This is a genomic window from Peribacillus sp. NPDC097198, assembly GCF_044762055.1.
Taxonomy (GTDB): domain Bacteria; phylum Bacillota; class Bacilli; order Bacillales; family DSM-1321; genus Peribacillus.
On record NZ_JBIWDO010000007.1, the window covers coordinates 1 to 22,044 of the forward strand.

A 22,044-nucleotide genomic window follows, 5' to 3' on the forward strand; every position below is an offset into this window, starting at 1 on the left:
TTGGCGAACCAATCAGGGGCCCTTTAGGGCCTGGTCAGTAATAAAGGCTTTCAGCCGCAGAGAAAACCACCCGTTATCACGGGTGGTCGTTATTTTAGGTTCATGACGAGTGGAATTAAATCCTTATCGACTGGCCAGAGCCTGATTTTTGTTTAATTTTGGGTGGTAAGGGTATAACAAGATTAAATAGTAATGCTACAAAAGGAGGAATAATTCATGGGAAAAACATTGCATGGTGTTTATGATTCTAGTTCCGAAGCAAACAAGGAAATCCAGGCGCTTCATTTAAAAGGATGGGATAGTGAGAAAATCACCGTAATCGCGAATAAAAAAGAAGATGTGGCTTTTGTGAACAATAGCCAGAATGAGGACGTCGATATTATCACGAACCAGGATGATGATTCATTCGTAGAAAAAGTGAAACACTTCTTCTTGAATGAAGGATCCGGTGATATCAGAAATCGTTTAGGGAATCTGGGTTTAGCCGATAGTGAAGCCACGGCTTATATAAATGAAGTTGAAGCCGGGAAGTTCTTGATTCTTCTTGACGACGAGACCCCAATAGAGACCGAAGATCATATTACCTCCCAAGAGAATAACCCACTTAAAACCGGTATCGTGAATAATCCGGATCCGAATCTTTTCCCTGAAACGACGGCGAATGCCTATCAAGCAAGTGAAGTAGAGGCACAGCCAGGTAAAGGTGAAGAACTTCATGGGAATTCAACCAACATCTATGATAATCAAGAGATGGGATCGAAACGGGCACAGGAGAAAGAGATGAAGTCGAATTCCACGGAGCAGTATAAGAAACCAAGACCAGAGGATTATGAGGGAACGATAGCGAGCGATCCCCATGTGGATCCCTTTTCCGCTGATACCAAAAATTCTCTGAATGTAGGTGACACACTAAATCAAAACACCGCTCCCCGTGACGGAAAGGTGCCTCAAGATAGTGATGAGAACCCTGACTTAACGGATAAATACATTAAAAATCGTATTAACACCGATCGCTTATAAGCCGAAAAAATAACAGCCGATGATGGCTGTTATTTTTTTAATCCAGATTCAAGAGCCGTAATCATTTCCTGCTTTTCCTGTTCGGATGAATTTTCCCAGATGACCTCGAATAATACGCCAAGACCTGGTAGCATTTTTTCCTCACCATTTTGAATCGCATCGACTATCGTATCCTCTAGCTGTTCTTGCGTATTTCCGGATACATTCTGAATAATGGCATTGCGTAAATTTAAATTCATGATTTTTCCTCCTCTAACACATAATGACTCACATAACTAGCATTTCACAAACAGGCATTCAATATGTATACGAATTACGTTATAATAGGATAATTAGCGTGAAATATTAAAGGAGCGTTTACCTTGAAATATATTGAGTCTGTAAAAAACCCTCAGGTGAAGCAGTGGAAAAAATTATTGACCAAAAAAGAACGGGATAAAACCGGTACGTATTTAGTAGAAGGTTTTCATCTTGTTGAAGAAGCATTGAAGGCAGAAATCGTCATGGAAGTAATCGTAAATGAAGAAACAGAAATGCCGGCCCATTTTTCGCTCGAAGGCACGGATGTCATCTATGTGAAAACTGACATCATGAAGGCGATTTGCGATACGGAGAGCCCACAAGGAATAGCCGCTGTCTGTGAACAGAAAACCATGAGCATGTCTTCCATCAATCCGGACAAACTACTGTTGATCGATGCGGTGCAAGATCCAGGCAATATCGGCACGATGATCCGGACAGCTGATGCAGCCGGAATCGATGCTGTCATTCTAGGAGAAGGGTGTGCCGATTTGTATAATCCGAAAGTGGTCCGTTCCACGCAGGGAAGCCTGTTTCATATGCCGGTGGTTAAAGGGAATCTTTCCGAGATCATTGATCAACTGAAGCAACAAGGCATGCCGGTTTATGGCACGGCCTTAGAAGGTGGCTCGCCCTTTGAAGAGGTGGAAAGGTCTTCGCGATTTGCACTGCTCGTCGGTAATGAAGGCCAAGGAGTTTCCAAGGAATTATTGGCGAAAACGACGAAAAACCTTTATATTCCGATTTACGGGAAAAGTGAATCACTGAATGTCGGGATCGCGGCCGGTATTTTAATGTACTATTTAAGAAAATCAATTTGAAACGGCCGTTCATTTATAATATAATGAAACAGAATTTTATAATGAAAACAACAATGACAAAGAGTAGTAACTTAAGACATCCATAACCAGGGAAAAAATGCCGTGACTGAAAGCATTTTTATGGCACTGCTTAAGGGAATTCACCTTTCGAGTTGGCATTGGGAAGACAGAGTGTCTGAAAAATGTTCCGGTGAAGAGCCGTTATTTTTTATGAGTGAGTGCTTCATGCTTTTTAGCAGATAGCACTAATAAGGGTGGTACCGCGATACATAAACCTCGTCCCTTTCTGGGAGTGGGGTTTTTTTGTGTTCATTTTTACAAAAGGAAAACTAAAGGAGGAAGACATGATGCAGGAACGTTTACTAGAACTGCAGGAAGAAGCGTTGCAAAAAGTTGCCGCAGCTTCCGAACTAAAAGAACTGAATGAAGTCCGTGTTGCTTATTTAGGGAAAAAAGGGCCGATTACAGAGGTATTACGCGGAATGGGGAAATTATCAGCTGAGGAACGTCCGAAAATCGGAGCGCTAGCTAATGAGGTCCGTGGAGCCATCGCGTCGAAAATCGAGGAAAAACAAGCGGCATTAGAAACAGCTGCCATTAATAAGAAGCTTGCAACAGAAACGATTGACGTGACATTACCAGGCCGTCCGGTTAAGAAAGGAAATCTTCATCCGTTAACACGGGTCGTCGAGGAAATTGAAGACCTATTCATCGGTATGGGATACACAGTGGCTGAAGGTCCTGAAGTCGAAACGGACTATTACAACTTTGAGGCATTGAACTTGCCGAAGAGCCATCCAGCACGTGATATGCAAGATTCATTCTACATAACGGATGAGATTTTGATGCGTACCCACACGTCTCCAGTACAAGCAAGAACGATGGAAAAACATAAAGGCCAAGGTCCGGTTAAAATCATTTGTCCAGGTAAAGTGTATCGTCGTGATAATGATGACGCAACGCACTCGCATCAATTCCAGCAAATTGAAGGCTTGGTCATCGATGAAAACATCAGCATGAGCGACCTGAAAGGAACACTTGATGTATTTGCTAAGAAAGTATTCGGCCAAGACCGGGAAATCCGTCTTCGTCCAAGTTTCTTCCCTTTCACGGAGCCATCAGTAGAGGTGGATATCTCATGTAAAATCTGTGGCGGTAAAGGTTGTAATGTATGTAAACAAACAGGATGGATCGAAGTGCTGGGTGGAGGAATCGTTCATCCGAATGTCCTTGAAATGGCTGGATTCGATTCGAAGAAATACTCCGGATTCGCTTTTGGAATCGGTGTAGAACGGATCGCGATGCTAAAATACGGCGTGGATGATATCCGTCACTTCTATACAAACGATGTTCGTTTCTTAAAACAATTCCATCATCATGAAGCATAAATTTTAATTTTAAAGAGGAGGACCTACCATGTTTGTATCATATAAATGGTTGCAGGAATATGTAGACCTTTCCGGCATCAATGCAAGTGAGCTTGCGGATAAAATCACGAAGAGCGGCATTGAGGTTGAAGGGGTAGAAAAGAAAAGTGAAGGGCTTAAAGGGATTGTCATCGGACACGTACTAGAACGCGAACAGCATCCGAATGCCGATAAACTGAATAAATGCCTGGTTGATATTGGAGCGGAGGCCCCTGTACAAATCGTCTGTGGAGCCCCGAACGTGGATAAAGGCCAAAAAGTAGCCGTAGCGACTGTTGGCGCTGTACTTCCAGGTAACTTTAAAATCAAGAAAGCCAAGCTTCGCGGAGAAGAATCTCACGGAATGATTTGCTCGCTTCAAGAATTAGGTTTCGAATCCAAGATTGTATCTAAAGATTATGCAACAGGCATTTTTGTATTCCCTAATGATGTGGAAGTTGGCAAAGATGCACTAGAAGAACTTGGTTTAAGCGATGAAGTGCTGGAACTTGGTTTAACGCCAAACCGATCAGATGCTTTAAGCATGCTGGGTGTTGCTTATGAAGTCGGAGCCATTCTTGGTCGTGACGTGAAATGGCCAGTCATCGAAAAAGAAGAAGCAACGGAAAAAGCCACTGATTATATCAACATCAAAGTGGAAGCAAAAGAAGATAATCCATTATACATCGCTAAAATCATCAAGGACGTAAAAGTAGGTCCATCTCCACTCTGGATGCAGACCCGCCTTATGTCAGCAGGCATTCGTCCGCATAACAATGTGGTCGATATTACGAATTACATTTTACTTGAATATGGTCAGCCACTACATGCCTTTGATTATGATCGTTTGGGTTCAAAGGAAATTGTCATCCGTAAAGCGAACGAAGCAGAAAAGATCGTTACTTTGGATGAAACGGAACGTACATTATCGCCATATCATCTGGTCATCACGAACGGCACCGAGCCAGTTGCGATTGCAGGAGTAATGGGCGGGGCAAACTCAGAAGTGAAGAATGATACAACGACCGTCATTATCGAAAGTGCTTATTTTTCCGGGACAGTTGTACGTAAAGCTTCGAAAGATCATGGATTACGTAGTGAAGCAAGTGCCCGTTTTGAAAAAGGCGTCGATCCAGCTCGCGTGCGTGAAGCTGGAGAACGTGCAGCTCAATTGATTGCACAATATGCAGGCGGAACGATTCTACAAGGAACGGCAGAGGTTGATGAACTGACAATGGAGCCAGCTGTCATTAGCATTACCCTTGAAAAAATCAATACGCTTCTTGGCACGGATATGTCTGTCGCTGAAGTGGAATCCATCTTCAAACGTCTTCAATTTGGAGTGGCTCTGGACAATGAAACGTTCACGATCACCGTTCCTACACGCCGTGGAGATATTACGATTGAAGCGGATTTAGTGGAAGAAGCTGCCCGTCTTTATGGATATGACAACATTCCAGCAACATTGCCGGTTGGTGCCGCTACTCCTGGCCAATTGACGGATTATCAAATGAAACGTCGTAAAGTCCGCCGTACCCTTGAAGGAGCAGGACTGTATCAAGCGGTTACGTATTCGTTGACAAGCGAGGACAAAGCGGCTCAATTTGCATTGAACGCCCGTGATTCCATCCGTTTGGCCATGCCGATGAGTGAAGAACGGAGCCAGTTGCGTTTAAGCATCGTTCCACAATTATTAGAAGTCGTGAAATATAATAATGCTCGCCAGCTTGACTCACTTGCTCTATATGAAATTGGTTCTGTCTTCTTCAAAAAAGACAATCAAGAGCTTCCTGAAGAGAAGGAGCATGTAGCTGGAGTTATTACAGGACTATGGGAATCTCAACCTTGGCAAGGCGAAAAGAAATCGGTTGATTTCTATGTAGCAAAAGGCGTGATCGAAGCAATTTTCGATACGCTGGGGTTAACTGATCAAATCAGCTATCGCCAAGCGGAAATCAAAGATATGCATCCAGGACGGACAGCGGAAGTACTGTTGCATGGTGAGGTAATCGGCTTCATCGGCCAAGTGCATCCAACCGTTCAGAAGGATTTGGATATAAAGGAAACATACATCTTCGAACTTTCATTCAAAGCTATGGCTGAAGCGGAAGTGGCGCCGATTGCATATCAAACGATCCCACGCTATCCATCGACCACACGCGATATCGCGTTAGTAGTCGAGCAAGCAGCGAAAGCCGGCGACATCCAAAATATTATTTTGGAAGCGGGTGGCAAGTTATTGAAAGAAGTCAACATCTTTGACTTATACGAAGGCGAAAAAATGGAAGAAGGCAAGAAATCCATCGCTTTCTCATTGAAATACTTCGATCCGGAACGTACATTGACGGACGAGGATATCACCAAAGCGCATGAAAAAGTGCTTGCAGCGGTTAAAGAAAAAGCCGGAGCAGAATTACGAGGATAAGATAAATCGCATCAAAAAAGGCAGCCTCCTGGCATTTCAGGAGGCTGTTTTTCTGGGTGTAACGCCTTCGTTTGATAGCATGCAAATTTAAAAGAAGACTCTCACTCACTTCTCTAGAATGAAAGGTGGGTGAGAGTCTTCTATTAGGATATGTATCAGTTACTTTGCAATCATGATGGAACTTGCTTTGATGATTGCTGTCGCCTGATCATCCACTTTTAGATCCATCGATTCTGCAGAAGCCGTTGTAATGCTGGATACGATGTCTACACCATTGATACTCATGGTTATTTCCGTTGAAATAGGTCCTGTTTTAACTTCAGTGATTCTTCCACTTAATTGGTTTCTTGCTGATAATTGCATGAAGACCGCCTCCTAATAATATGTACTTTCTTATAGTCGACAAGATCTTCTGAATACATTCATCTTACTATCATAAGAAGCAAGCCCAAAGGCATTTACGTTTCCAATTCCCGTTCTCATTTCCCGTATTTCTTGTGATATATTTTTTTTGCTTTTTCCGTATTGGCAAAATGTGTTTTCGTAAAGTCATTCAAGGCGTCGATCCCTTTTTCATGGATTAAGCGTGCCGCTGCCTCGTCGACGGCAAAGCCTGCTCCTTTGGGGATTCTAAAACCGGCCTTTTCGCTCAATAGGTCAAAGCGTTTCACAAATGCGTAACGAGCGAGAATCGAAGCGGCCGCAACGGAAAGGTGAATGCCTTCCGCTTTCGTGCATAAATAGGTAGCGTTAGCCTGAAAGGGCTCCTGGCCTTTCAAATAATTGAAAAATACATTTGGCTGGGCGAATTGGTCTATCAGGACCGCCTCCGCTTGCTCTGGCTGTATTTTTTGAATAAGGTGCTTGATGGCTTGGTTATGGAGGAGTGCTTTAATCTTTCCTTGAGACATCCCTTTTGCCTGAAGCATATTGTATTTCGGATTATCACACGTCAACAGGCTAAATGGGACAACATCCTTGATTTGTTTAGCAATTTCGATGATTTGTGGATCTTTCAGGTTTTTTGAATCTTGAACACCAAGTTCTTTCAATAAAAGTAACTGTTCTTTTTTTGCATAGGCAGCAACGACGGTGATGGGGCCAAAATAATCGCCGGTCCCGACTTCATCAGAACCAATAACCGACATCGTGGCAATGTTGGCCGGCGGCAAATAACGATGAACTTTGACTGTGGAAGTGGATGAAGAGTCCGGCTTCTTCTTCGGTGCTACTGCATCCTTTTGCCATTTTGCAGCTTCCAATTCTGCATTTTTTCCCTGAAACAGGACCTTTCCGGATTTATAACCGGTTACGGTACAGAGCGGGGGCTTGGCTGAAAATATACTCCCAGGTGGAAGCTTTGCAACTGAGCTATTCATATAATGGACTTTCATTGCTTGGATTTGGACAGGACTTGTAAGTAATACAACATGGGACATAATTAATGGACTCCTCGCTCAATTTGATTTATTAAGGGATCATTCATACTAAAGGAATTTATAACTGACAAATTATTGCAATTTTTATGCGAGAAATGACGATGTACTCTCTTTCATGACGAAAAAGTTCATGATATGATAGAAATAGGATTGTTTAGATTGGAGGCATCATTTTGTCAGACGATAAACGAAATAAAACGACAGTTGACATATACGGACAACCATATACAATCGTCGGTACGGAAAGCGCGAGTCATATGCGCCTAGTTGCTTCGATGGTCGACGAGAAAATGAGAGAAATCAGTATGAAAAACCCACATTTGGATACGAGTAAGCTTGCGGTACTGACCGCAGTGAACACGATTCACGAATATATTAAATTAAAAGATGAACTGGACCAGCTTCAACTGGAATTAAAGAGAGAGAAGGACTGAGTACATGCTTGATTTAGCAATTCTGGCCATTCTTTTAATCGGTGTATTAATCGGTTTGAAGCGTGGCTTTATTTTACAACTGGTTCATATGACAGGTTTTATCGTAGCCTTCATTATTGCCTATGTCTTCTATGGGGATCTTGCCCCCAACTTGAAAATGTGGATTCCATTCCCTTCCATAGGTGATTCTTCGACGCTTAATATGTTTTTCGAATCGGTTGGGCTTGAGACGGCTTATTACAATGCCATCGCCTTTGCCATCGTGTTCTTTGCCACTAAGATTCTTTGGCAAATGCTTGGATCAATGCTCAATTTCATCACCTACCTGCCGATCCTAAAACAGTTGAATCGTTGGGGAGGCGCGATATTGGGATTTGCCGAAGTCTATCTTATCATGTTTATTATATTATACATAGGTGCCTTGCTGCCAATGGATTCCATCCAGGAACCGCTTACCGGCTCCTTCCTGGCAGAATCAATCGTGAAACATACTCCGTTCCTATCCGAACAGGTGGAAGACCTTTGGTTTAATAAGTAAATTCATAAGCGCATTAAATTGGGGTCCATTACCTTTCAAAGTTGTAAACCGTCATCTTTGGAAGGGCGGGCCCTTTTCTGTGGATCAGCCTGGAATTACCTAATCGTTGATTCGTATAAGTAATAATCGAACGGCTTGTACTTTGGCGTTAAGAAAGGTATCTTTAAGAAAGTATCCAAGGGAGTTTCCCTACTAATTTTGGTGGTGAAAAAAATGACAATCAATAAAAAAGATATTATAAAATTATTAGAAAAGATAGCCATATACATGGAACTTAAAGGAGAAAATCCGTTTAAAGTATCGGCTTTCCGCAAGGCGGCTGGTGCATTGGAAACCGATGACCGGAGTCTAACGGCCATCGATGACTTTACGGCGTTGAATGGCATCGGGAAAGGGACGGCATCCGTTATTGAAGAATTTATCAATGAAGGGAAGTCGACCGTTCTTGAAGAGCTTCAGGAGCAGGTGCCGAAGGGCTTGATACCGCTTTTACAACTTCAGGGATTAGGCGGTAAAAAAATCGCCAAGCTACACAAAGAATTACATATTAATGATGTGAATGACCTTAAACTGGCATGTGTGGAGGGGCGTGTCGCGGCTCTGACCGGTTTCGGTAAAAAAACAGAAGAAAAGATCTTATCAGCCATTGCCGAGGCTGGATCAAGGCCTGACCGTCTTCCACTTGCTTTCATGAGACCGATTGCTGACGATATCGAGATGGCGATTGGCAATATGGAGCATATCACGCGCTCATCAAGAGCCGGCAGTATGCGAAGAATGAGGGAAACGGTTAAAGATCTTGATTTCATCATATCCACGGACCACCCCGAAGAGGTGAAGGAACAGCTTCTTTCATTGCCTGGCATTAAGCAAGTCATTGCCGCAGGTGATACAAAGGTTTCGGTCGTCCTTGATTATGAATATGATATTTCTGTCGATTTCCGGATCGTGCAGGATAAAGAGTTCACCACGACTCTTCACCATTTCACCGGTTCGAAGGAACATAATGTCCGTATGCGCCAGTTGGCTAAAGAACGGGGAGAAAAGATAAGTGAATATGGCGTGGAGGTAGCTGAAACGGGAGAAATTCTGACCTTCGAAACAGAAGAGCAATTTTACAATCATTTCGGCATCCCGCTCATTCCACCCGAATTACGTGAAGATGGGACGGAAGTGGAACAGTACAATGAAAGAGAACCGCTTATAACGGTAGAAGATATTCAGGGTGACCTGCATATGCATACCACTTGGAGCGATGGTGCTTATTCGATTGAAGAAATGGTTGAAGCATGTCGGGCCAAAGGCTATAAATATATGGCCATCACTGACCATTCACAATACTTGAAAGTGGCGAATGGCTTGACTGCAGAGCGGTTGCGCGAACAAAAACAGATCATTCATGACATTAATGAAAAATATGATGATTTTACGGTCCTATCAGGAATCGAAATGGATATCCTTCCAGATGGAACCCTTGATTACGATGATGAATTGCTGGCAGAGATGGACTTGGTCATCGCCTCCATCCACTCGAGCTTTTCTCAGCCCCGGGAAACGATCATGGAACGATTAAAAACGGCATTGAATAACCCGCATGTCGATATTATTGCCCATCCGACAGGAAGAATCATCGGCAGACGATCGGGATATGATGTCGATATGGATATGCTAATTGAACTGGCACGCGAGACGAATACGGCACTTGAGTTGAATGCAAACCCGAACCGTTTGGACTTGGCTCCGCCTCATCTACGTAAAGCGCAAGAAGCGGGCGTGACGGTTGTGATCAATACTGATGCCCATAGTATTGATATGCTTGAACATATGCCGGTTGGCGTATCTTCTGCTAAAAAAGGATGGATTAAAAAAACAACGGTTCTTAACGCGATGGATACGGATGGTTTATTGACGTTTTTAAAGAGAAATGACTAATTATTTACTCACTGAGGAGGAGTCTTAACTCCATGCATAATAAAGCTTTAAAGACATTGGAATTTGATAAAATTAGAGAACAATTGGTTTCCCATGCTTCGTCTGCAATCGGGAAGGAGAAGGCACAGCAATTAATGCCTTCCACCGACTTCGAGGAAGTATCGAGATGGCAGGATGAAACGGATGAGGCGGCTAAAATTGTCCGGTTAAAAGGTAATCTTCCATTGGGAGGGATATTCGATATCCGCCTGCAGGCTAAAAGGGCGCAAATCGGTGGCATGTTATCCCCGATGGAATTGATGGAAACGGCTAGCACCATTCGTGCTGGTCGGATCCTGACTCGATTTTTCGAAGAAATCGCGGAACAGGAGATTGAAGTTCCGCTATTGGCTGAGTTTATCGATTCGCTTCATCCCCTGATTGATTTGCAACAGGAAATTACCTATGCTATTAGCGAACATGGGGAAGTGATGGATTCGGCAAGTGATAAGTTGCGCACGCTTCGTAACCAGATTCGCACGAATGAAAGCAGGGTTCGTGAAAAACTCGAAAGCATGATTCGTTCTTCGAATGCAACGAAAATGTTGTCAGATGCCATCATTACGATTCGAAATGACCGCTTTGTCATTCCTGTAAAACAGGAATACCGTAGTGTGTATGGTGGAATCATCCATGACCAATCTTCATCAGGACAAACCCTGTTCATTGAACCACAGGTGATTGTCCAATTGAATAATGTCCTTCAGGAAACACGTGTAAAGGAAACACAGGAAATCGAACGCATTTTGGTCGAGATTTCCGAAAAAGTAGGCGAGTTCACTCCAGAACTATTCCATAACGTCAAGGTGCTTGCCCATGTGGATTTCCTTGTTGCAAAGGCAAAATACGCCAAAGCGATAAAAGGGTCGAAACCACGTTTGAACAATGAAGGCCGCGTGAAACTATTCAAGGCGAAACACCCGCTTATTCCAGCGGATGTAGTCGTTGCCAATGATATCTTCCTTGGAGAAGATTTTACGACGATTGTCATCACCGGACCGAATACAGGAGGTAAGACGGTAACACTCAAAACAATAGGCATTTGTACGTTAATGGCCCAGGCAGGTCTGCAAATCCCTGCTCTTGATGGTTCTGAAACGGCCGTATTCTCCTCCATCTATGCAGATATCGGGGATGAACAGTCAATCGAACAAAGCTTGAGTACGTTCTCTTCCCATATGGTCAATATTGTCGATATATTAAAGAATGTCGACCATGAAAGCCTTGTATTGTTCGACGAACTTGGAGCGGGAACCGATCCTCAAGAAGGTGCCGCACTGGCGATCTCCATATTGGATGAAGTCTACAAGCGTGGTGCGCGTGTGATTGCCACCACCCACTATCCTGAGCTGAAAGCCTATGGGTATGACCGTGAAGGCGTCATTAATGCAAGCGTCGAATTCAACGTCGAGACTTTGAGCCCGACCTATAAGCTCCTTATCGGTGTTCCTGGTCGGAGTAATGCATTTGAAATTTCCAAGCGTCTTGGTTTGGAAGAGAGCGTCATTAGCAATGCCCGTAGCCATATTGGCGAGGATACGAATAAAGTCGAGAATATGATAGCTTCTCTTGAAGATAGCCGTAAGAAGGCAGAAGAAGAGGAACTAGAAGCAGCCGAGCTTCTAAAACAGGCCGACATTCTGCACAAGGACCTTCAAAAGCAAATGGAACAGTATAATGAAGAACGAGATGCGATGGGTGAAAAAGCGGCCAAAGAAGCAGAGGCAATCGTTGAACAAGCGAAAAAAGAAGCGGAAGCGATCATTGCTGACTTGCGCCAACTCCGTTTTGAAAAGCATGCCGATGTAAAAGAGCACGAACTGATCGATGCGAAAAAACGGCTGGAAGAAGCAGCGCCAAAAGTGAAGAAGTCAACCAAAAAAGCAGCTAAGCCTTTGGATAAAACTCTGAAACCTGGAGATGAAGTGAAGGTTGTAAGCTTTGGACAAAAAGGTAGTCTGATTGAAAAAGTCTCAAATAATGAATGGCAGGTACAAATCGGCATCATGAAAATGAAGGTGAAAGAGTCCGACCTTGAATTCATTAAAACGACAAAGGCGAAAGAAACGAAGCCGTTAACCACGATCAAAGGAAGAGATTATCATGTTAGCCTGGAGCTAGACCTTCGTGGGGAACGATATGAAAGTGCATTGTCGAGAGTCGAAAAGTATGTCGATGATGCATTGCTGGCAGGATATTCGCGTGTGTCCATCATTCATGGTAAGGGGACGGGTGCGCTCCGGTCCGGGGTCCAAGAATATTTGAAGAATCACAGATCAGTCAAGAAAATCCGTTTCGGGGAAGCTGGAGAAGGCGGAACTGGTGTGACGGTCGTAGAATTTAAATAAAGGAAAGTGGCCATTCAGGCACGCTGCTTAGCAGGAATGGCCGAATACCGTTAGGGAGTTGTCTCATGGAGAACATATGGGAAAATGAGTATGTGTATATAGCAGCCAGATATAGTGTCGTTATATTATGCATAATTGTTTTTTTAGCCGTTTTTGAACTTGTCACCAAGTACAAAAACTGGGAGGAAATCAAACAGGGGAATTTATCTGTCGCGATGGCCACCGGGGGCAAGATTTTTGGAATCGCCTATGTGTTCCAACAGTCCATTCTCCATCAGAACTCGCTACTTACAATGATAGGCTGGGGTGTATACGGTTTTATCCTGCTACTCATCGGTTATTTTATTTTTGAATTTATGACCCCGGGATTTAAAATAGATGAAGAGATACAAAAAGATAATCGGGCAGTGGGATTTCTTGCGATGATCATTTCAATCGCCCTATCCTTTGTCATCGGCGCTGGAATATCTTAATGTCCTGCATGAGAGGGAGAAAACTGTGGAGAAGCTTGCAAAAGTTTTAATTATTTGTTGCGGAATTTTTTTTCTGCTCGGAATCATCTATATGGTATTCTTGACCTGAAAAGAAGCGGCCGTTGCGTCGCTTCTTTATTTGGGTTCTTTTTTTATATAATTATTTACGAAGCCTAGTACATGGAGGAAGAAATAATGGTTCAGCCTAAACTGATAAGGAAAATTGAAGAGCTATCAATGAACGCTTTGCCGGCATTGCAAACGCAGTTGTGTGATGGGTGGGTTTTACGCTTTGCCGATGGGTATACCAAAAGGGCAAATTCGGTAAATCCCCTTTATCCTTCTTATGAAGATGTGAATAGAAAAATAGAATGTAGTGAAAAAGCTTTCTTGGAACGGAACATCCAGGTGTCTTATAAAATCACTCCACTGGCTAGTCCGGACGATTTAGACGATACCCTTGAAGCCTTGAATTATAGTATCGAAAGTAGGACCAGTGTGCAAGCCTTGACATTAGCACATATGGAAGTACCGAGTGGAACCAATGTGCTCATATATAACGAGATGCCAGAAGCGCGGTTTGCAGATTTTTGTAGATTAAATAACATACACAAAAGAAATCAGCCCATTTTCAGGAAGGTGCTGGAACAAATCATTCCAACTACCTGTTTTATCTTTTTGACGGATGAAAAGGAGAAAACGCTAGCATGTGGACTCGGTGTTCTGGAGGATGAATACCTAGGTCTATTTAATATCGCCACCGAGGAGGCCTACCGAAACCGGGGCTATGGAACGAAACTCGTTACAAATCTCCTGTATTGGGGAAAGGAGAATGGAGCGAATAACGCCTATCTCCAAGTGGTGTTAACGAATGAACCTGCACGGAATCTTTATGCAACATTAGGTTTTAAAGAACTCTATCGATATTGGTTTAGAGTTAGAAACTGAACGAGGAGTCATGCCTAATCCCAAATGTTAATTGAATCGAAAATCCCCTCATGAATATTTTTAATATGAAGGAGTTAAATCCTCTTCAACCGGTTATCCTCCTTTATGCTTATTTTTTCTGAATACAGTAATTGTAAGAAAATACCGGTTGTATTATAATGAGTATGAGTATTAAGAATATTCAGAAGGAGGGGGCAAATGAGCAATAAGCCATGGCAAGCCATGTATCCGGAACAAATACCAACCGTTTTAACCTACGATGATAAACCTCTTTATTCATTATTGAAGGAGGCTGCAGATGAATTTCCAGATAAGGTGTCCATACATTTCCAGGGAAAGGAATTAACCTTCAAAGAAGTTTATGAATCTGCTACGAAGTTTGCATCCTACTTAAAGAGCATCGGTCTCCAAAAGGGAGAGCGTGTTGCGGTCATGCTTCCTAACTGCCCACAGGGAGTCATCAGCTTTTTTGGAATTTTGATGGCTGGTGGAGTGGTCGTCCAAACGAATCCTACCTATACGGAACGTGAATTAGAACATCAAATGAAGGATTCTGGAGCGAAGATCATCATAGCGATGGACATATTATTTCCTCGTGTCACCGCAGTCGCCCGGAGTACGGAAATCGAACATATTATTGTAACCGCTATCAAGGAGTACTTGCCTTTCCCGAAGAATCTTATCTATCCGTTCATTCAAAAGAAGGAATATGGCATAGTGGTCAAAGTGGAGCATGAAGGAAATCATCATTTATTCACGGAAATCATGAAGCGGAAAATGTCAGAAGAAATAGCAGAGCCAATCGATGTGGAGAATGACTTGGCGCTCTTGCAATATACCGGGGGGACAACCGGTTTCCCTAAAGGTGTCATGCTTACCCACAAGAATGTACTTGCGAATACGAAAATGTGCAATGCTTGGCTTTATAGATGTAAACGAGGCGAAGAGCGGATTCTGGCTATCCTACCATTCTTTCATGTGTACGGATTGACGACTGTTTTGATTCTTTCCGTTATGGAAGGAAATACGATGATCATCATGCCGAAGTTTGATGTCGAGTCTACATTGAAAACCATTCAAAAGCAGAGACCGACATTGTTTCCAGGGGCACCTACGATGTATATCGGTCTATTGAATCATCCTGACGTCTCCAAGTATGACCTGTCCTCCATTGAAGCGTGCATGAGTGGATCGGCACCCCTACCATTAGAAGTTCAGGAGCAATTTGAGAAAGTGACGGGTGGAAAGCTAGTTGAAGGTTTTGGTCTTTCGGAGACATCTCCAGTTACCCATGCCAATTTCATTTGGGATCAACCTCGGGTCAAAGGAAGCATCGGTTTGCCTTGGCCGGATACAGACTCAGTGATCCTTTCGTTGGAAACGGGTGAAGAACTTCCGCCAAATGAAATCGGTGAAATAGCGATTAAGGGGCCCCAGGTTATGAAGGGCTATTGGAATCGTCCTGAAGACACGGAAAACACATTTAAAAACGGCTGGCTTCTTACGGGTGATTTAGGTTATATGGATGAAAAAGGGTTCTTTTATGTAGTGGAACGCAAGAAGGATACAATAATTGCAGGTGGATTTAATATTTATCCACGTGAGGTGGAAGAGGTTCTGTATGAACATGAGGCCGTACAGGAAGTAGTAGTGGCAGGAATTCCTGATCCATATCGTGGGGAAACCGTCAAAGCCTATGTTGTATTGAAGAACGGGGCAAGTGTAACGGAAGAGGAATTGAATCAGTTTGTGAGAAAGAGCTTAGCTTCCTATAAGGTACCACGTCTTTATGAATTTAGAGAGGAACTTCCTAAAACGACCATTGGTAAGATCTTGAGGAGAGTCCTAATTGATGAGGAAAAGAAAAAAATCCCACCAGAAAAAAAGGAGGCGTAAACATCTTACGGAGCTGTAATAGTGAGCTCCGTTTGCGGAACAACTGGACAACCTTAAGTAATGAGGGGTAGAATGGAAAAAGGATGTTATGACTCTATGGAAGTTTTTGCTTGACAGTAGAGAGTCATCATTTTATGATAGAAATATGAATGATGATTCATTCATTTTCTGAAAGGGGACATCCAGTGAAACGCAACAAACCAAAGTATAACCAAATTATTGATGCAGCTGTTATCGTCATCGCACAAAATGGTTATTACCAAGCGCAAGTATCAAAAATTGCCAAGCAAGCAGGCGTGGCAGATGGTACTATATATCTTTATTTTAAGAATAAAGAAGATATTTTAATATCATTATTTCATGAAAAAATGGGCTACTTTGTAGAACAAATTGAAGAAGAATTAAAGGGTAAGACATCAGTTTCAGAAAAACTGTTCCTATTAATTCAAAAACATTTTCAAATCCTTTCAGAAGACGTGAATTTAGCAATTGTCACTCAATTGGAATTAAGACAGTCAAACAAAGAATTACGACTTAGGATTAATGAAGTATTAAAAGGATATTTAAATGTAATTGATCAAATCATTACCGATGGGAAAGAAAATGGTGAATTCCTGCCTGATTTAAATAACTTACTCGCAAGGCAAATGATTTTTGGAACGATTGATGAAACAGCAACAACTTGGGTGATGAATGAACAAAAATATTCACTTGCTGACCTTGCGTCAGATGTTCATCGCCTTCTACTCGGTGGTTGTGGCACGAAACGGTAAAGACAAAATAGAGGATGGCCAGAACCATCCTCTAGCCATTTGGCTACCTGCCTTTTACCGAAGTACATAAAGAATTTTCAAAAAAGTTTGACTATGATGGGGGAGATCAATATGGAATACCTTACACTCGCAATCGAAGATCGCGTTGCTATTATATCGATAAACCATGCACCTGCTAACGCTCTTTCTTCCGCTATTGTGGAAGAATTATCACAGGCTTTCGATCAAATCGAAAGCAATGAAGAAGTGCGTGTGGTGTTACTCCATGGTGAGGGAAGGTTCTTCTCTGCTGGAGCGGATATTAAAGAATTCACTAGTGTGGAAAACGGTAAAGCCTTTGTGAAACTAGCCCAAAATGGTCAATCTGTGTTTGAGAGAATCGAATCGTTTTCAAAGCCGGTAATTGCAGCCATTCACGGAGCTGCTCTTGGCGGAGGACTGGAACTGGCCATGGCCTGTCACATTCGGTTAGTAACTGAACGTGCAAAATTAGGTTTGCCTGAGTTGCAACTTGGATTGATTCCTGGATATGCTGGTTCACAGCGCCTACCACGGTATGTTGGAACGGCAAAAGCTGCTGAAATGCTATTTACGAGTGAGCCAATAACGGGTCAACAAGCTGTACAGTGGGGTTTGGCAAACCACGCTTACACTGATGAAGAATTATTGCCTAAAGCAAAGGAATTGGCCGCTAAGATTGTCAAGAAAAGCCCGCTAGCCTTGAAGTCCGCTATCGAACTATTGAATTATTCGAAGGGTGATTCCTACTATAAAGGTGTAGAAAAGGAAACCGTCCTATTCGGAGAAGCCTTTGACAGCGCTGATGCAAAAGAGGGAATCGATGCTTTTATAAATAAAAGGGAACCGGTATTTAAAGGAGAATGATCCTTAAGCCATCTTTTTGATTAGTAAATTTATTACTTATATTTAAAAAAAATGCAGGATTTTAAGGAATTCTGAAGAATACCATTATAAGTATGCCTAAAAAACACAATCTTCAAAACTCAAATTATTCGGGAGGTATTATCGTGAACATTTATGTGCTACTGAAAAGAACATTTGATACAGAAGAAAAAATTACGCTTTCTAACGGGAAAATTAATGAGGATGGAGCAGAATTCATCATCAATCCATACGATGAGTATGCCGTAGAAGAAGCCATCCAAGTGCGTGATGCTCAAGGTGGAGAAGTAACGGTTATTTCCGTCGGTTCTGAAGAGGCTGAAAAACAATTGCGTACAGCGCTTGCTATGGGTGCTGACAAAGCTGTTCTAATAAATATCGAAGACGACATAGAAAATGGCGATCAATTCACGACTGCCAAAATTATTGGAGAGTACTTAAAAGATAAAGAAGCTGATCTGATCATTGCAGGTAACGTGGCCATTGATGGTGGATCTGGACAAGTAGGACCGCGTGTAGCAGAAATATTGGATATCCCTTATATCACAACCATTACGAAATTAAGCATTTCAGGTGGAAATGTAAGCGTTATCCGTGATGTAGAAGGGGATTCAGAAACAATCGAAGCCTCACTTCCACTGCTGGTAACGGCGCAGCAAGGTTTGAACGAGCCTCGTTATCCATCTTTACCGGGGATCATGAAAGCGAAGAAGAAACCGCTTGAAGAGTTGGAATTGGATGATTTGGATTTGGAAGAAGACGATGTCGAGGCAAAAACAAAAACGATTGAGATCTTCCTTCCAGCCAAAAAAGAAGCTGGTAAAGTATTGAATGGTGAGATTCCGAACCAAGTTAGCGAACTTGTTCAATTATTACGCAGTGAAGCAAAAGTAATCTAATAGAAGGATTTCTATTGAAAATAAAACACAACAAAAAGATAAAATAGAGCACAGGAGGTTTTTAAAAATGGCTAGAAAGTTTCTTGTATTGGGCGAAGTACGCGATGGTTCTCTTAGAAATGTATCGTTCGAAGCTATCGGAGCGGCTAAACTTGCTGCAGACGGCGGAGAAATCGTAGGTGTTTTAGTTGGTGACAGTGTTCAGTCTTTTGGAAGTGAATTGATTCAGTATGGTGCCGACCGAGTGGTAGTGGTTGAAAACGATCAATTAAAACAATATACATCAGATGGATATGCTCAAAGTTTACTAGCTATTATCGAGCAAGAAAAACCAGAAGGCATTTTCTTCGGTCATACGGCATTAGGGAAAGACTTGGCTCCTAAATTAGCTGGCAAGCTGGAATCAGGTTTGATTTCAGATGTGACGTCCATTGAAGAAGAAGGCGGAAATATCGTCTTCACTCGCCCGATATATTCAGGTAAAGCCTTTGAAAAGAAAATCGTCACAGACGGTATTGTATTCGCGACCATCCGTCCGAATAACATTGAACCTCTATCGAAAGATGAGTCCCGTTCTGGGGATGTATCTACATTAAATGTGGATATTAAAGATTTACGTACAATTATCAAGGATGTAGTAAGAAAGGCAAGTGAAGGGGTCGACCTTTCAGAAGCGAAAGTGGTCATCGCCGGTGGGCGAGGTGTGAAAAGTGAAGATGGTTTCGAACCTTTGAAAGAGCTTGCTGAAGTTCTTGGGGGAGCAGTCGGAGCCTCTCGTGGTGCGTGTGATGCTGATTATTGCGATTACTCTTTACAAATCGGACAAACGGGTAAAGTTGTTACGCCTGACCTTTATATTGCCTGCGGAATTTCCGGAGCCATCCAGCATTTGGCAGGGATGTCCAACTCCAAAATCATCGTAGCCATCAATAAAGATCCTGAAGCCAATATTTTCAATGTGGCCGATTACGGAATCGTCGGGGACTTATTCGAAGTTATCCCATTGTTAACGGAAGAATTCAAAAAGTTAAAGGTGAATGCTTGATTTGTAAGTTGATATAAAAGAAAAGGCGTCTGTCAGGGAATGAACTGGCAAGCGCCTTTTCTTTTTATGACAATCTATTAGGTTCTAGGCAGTATTTTTTCTCTGTTTATGGACATGCTACCATTGAAGCAAAATAATAGCATCTGTTCCTGTTACAATGTTATACTGTCTATAGTTATTTGAGTACATTTTAGGAGGATAAAATATATGGCTATCGTAAATTCAACTGATCAAACATTCACAGCAGATACTAATGAAGGTGTCGTTCTTGTAGACTTTTGGGCTCCATGGTGTGGACCATGTAAAATGATCGCTCCTGTTCTTCACGAGTTAGATGAAGAAATTGGCGACAAAGCAAAAATCGTAAAAGTGGACGTTGATGAAAACCAAGAAACAGCTGGAAAATTCGGCGTTATGAGCATCCCTACTTTAATCGTTCTTAAAGACGGTGAAGTTGTGGATAAAGTGGTTGGATTCCAACCGAAGGAAGCTCTTGCTGAACTTCTTGCTAAACACGCTTAATTTGAATGAAGGAAGAGCTTCAGGTCTACGGACTTGAAGCTTTTTTTTGTATCTTGATATATAATTGATTGTAGAATGGGAGAACAGGAGGCTGAATGCATGAATCAACGGATAAAGAATAAACTTGCCCTTCTCCCTGATCAGCCTGGTTGTTATTTAATGAAGGATCGTCAGGGAACGATCATTTATGTTGGCAAGGCGAAAGTATTGAAAAACCGCGTCCGCTCATATTTCACGGGCTCACATGATGGGAAAACATTCAGGCTCGTAAATGAAATCGAGGATTTCGAGTATATCGTTACCTCCTCCAATATCGAGGCGCTTATTTTAGAACTGAATTTAATCAAAAAACACGATCCAAAATATAACGTCATGTTGAAGGATGACAAGACCTACCCATTCATCAAGTTGACGGCTGAAAAACACCCGCGTTTGATCATCACGAGAAAAGTCAAAAAAGATAAAGGGAAATACTTTGGTCCTTATCCCAATGCTTTTGCGGCCAATGAAACGAAAAAACTTCTGGATCGGATCTATCCATTAAGGAAATGTAATACGCTTCCAGACCGTGTCTGCCTATATTACCACCTTGGCCAGTGCTTGGCCCCTTGCGTTTATGATGTAGAGGAACGGGAATATAAGCAAATCGTCGATGATATTAACCGATTTTTAAATGGCGGTCATACCGAGATAAAGAAAGAACTCACGGAAAAAATGCTTGAAGCCTCTGAAATGCTCGATTTTGAACGGGCGAAGGAATATCGGGATAAAATTGCCCACATCGAGATTACAATGGAAAAACAGAAAATGATGACGACTGATTTCATTGACAGGGACGTATTCGGTTTTGCCTATGATAAAGGGTGGATGTGCGTACAAGTATTTTTTGTGCGACAAGGGAAACTGATTGAAAGAGATGTTTCGCTCTTTCCGGTCTACGATGAACCGGAACAGGAGCTTCTTACGTATCTCGGACAGTTTTATGAAAAGGCCAATCACTTTAAGCCAAAAGAGATATTGTTGCCGGAGTCTGTTGATGCCGAGCTGGCGGAGAGCTTGCTTGGTGTAAAAACGCTTCATCCGAAAAGGGGCGCGAAAAAGGATATGCTGCAATTGGCAAATAAAAACGCCTCCATCGCCCTTCAAGAGAAGTTCTCATTAATTGAACGGGATGAAGAAAGAACGATCAAGGCAGTGGAGAATTTAGGGGATAAGTTAGGCATCTACACTCCACATCGTATCGAGGCTTTTGATAACTCGAATATTCAAGGAAGTGATCCTGTATCTGCTTTGGTCGTTTTCATTGATGGCAAGCCGGAAAAGCGGGAGTATCGAAAGTATAAAATTAAAACGGTGAAAGGGCCTGATGATTACGAATCGATGCGTGAAGTTGTCCGAAGAAGATATTCACGCGTCTTAAAAGATGGCCTTCCACTTCCTGACTTGATCATCATCGATGGAGGGAAAGGACATGTGGAGGCCGTTCGGGACATTTTGGAAAATGAACTCGGTCTCGATATTCCGCTTTCTGGCCTTATTAAGGATGAAAAACACAGGACATCCCAATTGATGATTGGAAACCCGCTCGAACTGATTCCACTTGATTCGCGAAGTCAGGAATTTTACTTGCTACAAAGAATCCAAGATGAAGTGCATCGGTTCGCGATTACCTTCCATCGCCAGCTTCGTGGGAAAAATGCCATTCATTCACTTCTGGATGATATTCCAGGTGTAGGTGAGAAAAGAAGAAAGCAGCTGTTACGGCATTTCGGGTCATTGAAAAAAATGAAAGAGGCCTCAGTCGAACAGATAATCGAAGCGGGAATGCCTAAAAATGTAGCGGATGGAATCTTTAGAAAATTACAAGAATGACCTTGCGAGTG

General features: G+C 42.5%; 20 protein-coding genes and 1 other annotated feature. Of the genes, 17 read left to right on the top strand and 3 right to left on the bottom strand.

The window, feature by feature from the left end:
- Positions 1–216: 216 nt before the first annotated feature.
- On the top strand, positions 217–1,020 hold the full coding sequence (locus ACIQXQ_RS13460) for a general stress protein (protein ID WP_402958080.1): 804 nt from the start codon (positions 217–219) through the stop codon (positions 1,018–1,020).
- Positions 1,021–1,049: 29 nt separating this feature from the next.
- On the opposite strand, the gene sspI is transcribed toward ACIQXQ_RS13460, so the two are convergent.
- Positions 1,050–1,259 (bottom strand): small acid-soluble spore protein SspI, encoded by a 210-nt coding sequence (gene sspI, locus ACIQXQ_RS13465; protein WP_402874477.1) that lies wholly within the window; start codon positions 1,257–1,259, stop codon positions 1,050–1,052.
- Positions 1,260–1,382: 123 nt separating this feature from the next.
- Here sspI and ACIQXQ_RS13470 point away from each other — a divergent pair, with 123 nt between their 5' ends.
- From ACIQXQ_RS13470 to pheT, 3 genes are all read left to right on the top strand, one after another.
- On the top strand, positions 1,383–2,141 hold the full coding sequence (locus ACIQXQ_RS13470) for a TrmH family RNA methyltransferase (protein WP_402958082.1): 759 nt from the start codon (positions 1,383–1,385) through the stop codon (positions 2,139–2,141).
- Between the two features lie 44 nt (positions 2,142–2,185).
- Positions 2,186–2,428 (top strand) — a binding site (T-box leader).
- 60 nt (positions 2,429–2,488) lie between these two features.
- On the top strand, positions 2,489–3,529 hold the full coding sequence (pheS, locus tag ACIQXQ_RS13475; RefSeq protein ID WP_402958084.1) for a phenylalanine--tRNA ligase subunit alpha: 1,041 nt from the start codon (positions 2,489–2,491) through the stop codon (positions 3,527–3,529).
- A 28-nt stretch (positions 3,530–3,557) separates the two neighbouring features.
- Positions 3,558–5,972, top strand: a complete 2,415-nt coding sequence (gene pheT / locus ACIQXQ_RS13480) for a phenylalanine--tRNA ligase subunit beta (RefSeq protein WP_402958086.1) — start codon at positions 3,558–3,560, stop codon at positions 5,970–5,972.
- Positions 5,973–6,131: 159 nt separating this feature from the next.
- Here the strand turns inward: pheT and ACIQXQ_RS13485 are convergent, their stop codons facing one another.
- Both ACIQXQ_RS13485 and rnhC read right to left on the bottom strand, forming a co-directional pair.
- Positions 6,132–6,335: a TOBE domain-containing protein gene (locus ACIQXQ_RS13485; protein ID WP_402874489.1), complete on the bottom strand. Its 204-nt coding sequence runs from the start codon at positions 6,333–6,335 to the stop codon at positions 6,132–6,134.
- 116 nt (positions 6,336–6,451) lie between these two features.
- Positions 6,452–7,411, bottom strand: a complete 960-nt coding sequence (gene rnhC / locus ACIQXQ_RS13490) for a ribonuclease HIII (RefSeq protein WP_402958088.1) — start codon at positions 7,409–7,411, stop codon at positions 6,452–6,454.
- Between the two features lie 173 nt (positions 7,412–7,584).
- Between rnhC and zapA the strand changes: the two genes are divergently transcribed.
- From zapA to uvrC, 13 genes are all read left to right on the top strand, one after another.
- Positions 7,585–7,845 (top strand): cell division protein ZapA, encoded by a 261-nt coding sequence (zapA, locus tag ACIQXQ_RS13495; protein ID WP_402874495.1) that lies wholly within the window; start codon positions 7,585–7,587, stop codon positions 7,843–7,845.
- Between the two features lie 4 nt (positions 7,846–7,849).
- A complete protein-coding gene (locus tag ACIQXQ_RS13500) occupies positions 7,850–8,383 on the top strand; it encodes a CvpA family protein (protein ID WP_402874498.1) in 534 nt (177 codons plus the stop codon).
- 213 nt (positions 8,384–8,596) lie between these two features.
- The gene (gene polX / locus ACIQXQ_RS13505) at positions 8,597–10,315 is read left to right on the top strand and encodes a DNA polymerase/3'-5' exonuclease PolX (RefSeq protein WP_402958091.1); all 1,719 of its coding nucleotides are present in this window, start codon (positions 8,597–8,599) and stop codon (positions 10,313–10,315) included.
- 32 nt (positions 10,316–10,347) lie between these two features.
- Positions 10,348–12,702: an endonuclease MutS2 gene (locus tag ACIQXQ_RS13510; RefSeq protein WP_402874504.1), complete on the top strand. Its 2,355-nt coding sequence runs from the start codon at positions 10,348–10,350 to the stop codon at positions 12,700–12,702.
- Positions 12,703–12,767: 65 nt separating this feature from the next.
- Positions 12,768–13,175 carry a DUF350 domain-containing protein gene (locus tag ACIQXQ_RS13515; RefSeq protein WP_402874507.1) on the top strand — a complete coding sequence of 136 codons (408 nt, stop codon included), beginning with the start codon at positions 12,768–12,770 and terminating at the stop codon, positions 13,173–13,175.
- Positions 13,176–13,370: 195 nt separating this feature from the next.
- Positions 13,371–14,123 carry a GNAT family N-acetyltransferase gene (locus ACIQXQ_RS13520; RefSeq protein ID WP_402958093.1) on the top strand — a complete coding sequence of 251 codons (753 nt, stop codon included), beginning with the start codon at positions 13,371–13,373 and terminating at the stop codon, positions 14,121–14,123.
- A 198-nt stretch (positions 14,124–14,321) separates the two neighbouring features.
- The gene (locus tag ACIQXQ_RS13525; RefSeq protein ID WP_402874512.1) at positions 14,322–16,019 is read left to right on the top strand and encodes an AMP-binding protein; all 1,698 of its coding nucleotides are present in this window, start codon (positions 14,322–14,324) and stop codon (positions 16,017–16,019) included.
- Between the two features lie 185 nt (positions 16,020–16,204).
- Positions 16,205–16,792 carry a fatty acid metabolism transcriptional regulator FadR gene (locus ACIQXQ_RS13530; RefSeq protein WP_402874515.1) on the top strand — a complete coding sequence of 196 codons (588 nt, stop codon included), beginning with the start codon at positions 16,205–16,207 and terminating at the stop codon, positions 16,790–16,792.
- 111 nt (positions 16,793–16,903) lie between these two features.
- A complete protein-coding gene (locus tag ACIQXQ_RS13535; protein ID WP_402958095.1) occupies positions 16,904–17,677 on the top strand; it encodes an enoyl-CoA hydratase in 774 nt (257 codons plus the stop codon).
- Positions 17,678–17,820: 143 nt separating this feature from the next.
- Entirely contained in the window at positions 17,821–18,594 is a 774-nt protein-coding gene (locus tag ACIQXQ_RS13540) for an electron transfer flavoprotein subunit beta/FixA family protein (RefSeq protein ID WP_402874521.1), read from the top strand.
- 67 nt (positions 18,595–18,661) lie between these two features.
- Positions 18,662–19,639: an electron transfer flavoprotein subunit alpha/FixB family protein gene (locus ACIQXQ_RS13545; RefSeq protein ID WP_402874524.1), complete on the top strand. Its 978-nt coding sequence runs from the start codon at positions 18,662–18,664 to the stop codon at positions 19,637–19,639.
- 207 nt (positions 19,640–19,846) lie between these two features.
- Positions 19,847–20,161, top strand: a complete 315-nt coding sequence (trxA, locus tag ACIQXQ_RS13550; RefSeq protein WP_402874527.1) for a thioredoxin — start codon at positions 19,847–19,849, stop codon at positions 20,159–20,161.
- Positions 20,162–20,260: 99 nt separating this feature from the next.
- Positions 20,261–22,033, top strand: coding sequence for an excinuclease ABC subunit UvrC (gene uvrC / locus ACIQXQ_RS13555; RefSeq protein ID WP_402874530.1), 1,773 nt, complete (start codon positions 20,261–20,263; stop codon positions 22,031–22,033).
- The last annotated feature ends 11 nt before the right edge of the window (positions 22,034–22,044 follow it).

Coding starts and splice junctions, on each gene's coding strand:
- pheT (WP_402958086.1), top strand. CDS start 3,558: ATGTTTGTATCATATAAATGGTTGCAGGAATATGTAGACCTTTCCGGC.
- ACIQXQ_RS13460 (WP_402958080.1), top strand. CDS start 217: ATGGGAAAAACATTGCATGGTGTTTATGATTCTAGTTCCGAAGCAAAC.
- ACIQXQ_RS13515 (WP_402874507.1), top strand. CDS start 12,768: ATGGAGAACATATGGGAAAATGAGTATGTGTATATAGCAGCCAGATAT.
- ACIQXQ_RS13510 (WP_402874504.1), top strand. CDS start 10,348: ATGCATAATAAAGCTTTAAAGACATTGGAATTTGATAAAATTAGAGAA.
- polX (WP_402958091.1), top strand. CDS start 8,597: ATGACAATCAATAAAAAAGATATTATAAAATTATTAGAAAAGATAGCC.
- pheS (WP_402958084.1), top strand. CDS start 2,489: ATGCAGGAACGTTTACTAGAACTGCAGGAAGAAGCGTTGCAAAAAGTT.
- sspI (WP_402874477.1), bottom strand. CDS start 1,259: ATGAATTTAAATTTACGCAATGCCATTATTCAGAATGTATCCGGAAAT.
- ACIQXQ_RS13500 (WP_402874498.1), top strand. CDS start 7,850: ATGCTTGATTTAGCAATTCTGGCCATTCTTTTAATCGGTGTATTAATC.
- ACIQXQ_RS13520 (WP_402958093.1), top strand. CDS start 13,371: ATGGTTCAGCCTAAACTGATAAGGAAAATTGAAGAGCTATCAATGAAC.
- rnhC (WP_402958088.1), bottom strand. CDS start 7,411: ATGTCCCATGTTGTATTACTTACAAGTCCTGTCCAAATCCAAGCAATG.
- ACIQXQ_RS13535 (WP_402958095.1), top strand. CDS start 16,904: ATGGAATACCTTACACTCGCAATCGAAGATCGCGTTGCTATTATATCG.
- ACIQXQ_RS13485 (WP_402874489.1), bottom strand. CDS start 6,335: ATGCAATTATCAGCAAGAAACCAATTAAGTGGAAGAATCACTGAAGTT.
- ACIQXQ_RS13525 (WP_402874512.1), top strand. CDS start 14,322: ATGAGCAATAAGCCATGGCAAGCCATGTATCCGGAACAAATACCAACC.
- uvrC (WP_402874530.1), top strand. CDS start 20,261: ATGAATCAACGGATAAAGAATAAACTTGCCCTTCTCCCTGATCAGCCT.
- trxA (WP_402874527.1), top strand. CDS start 19,847: ATGGCTATCGTAAATTCAACTGATCAAACATTCACAGCAGATACTAAT.
- ACIQXQ_RS13545 (WP_402874524.1), top strand. CDS start 18,662: ATGGCTAGAAAGTTTCTTGTATTGGGCGAAGTACGCGATGGTTCTCTT.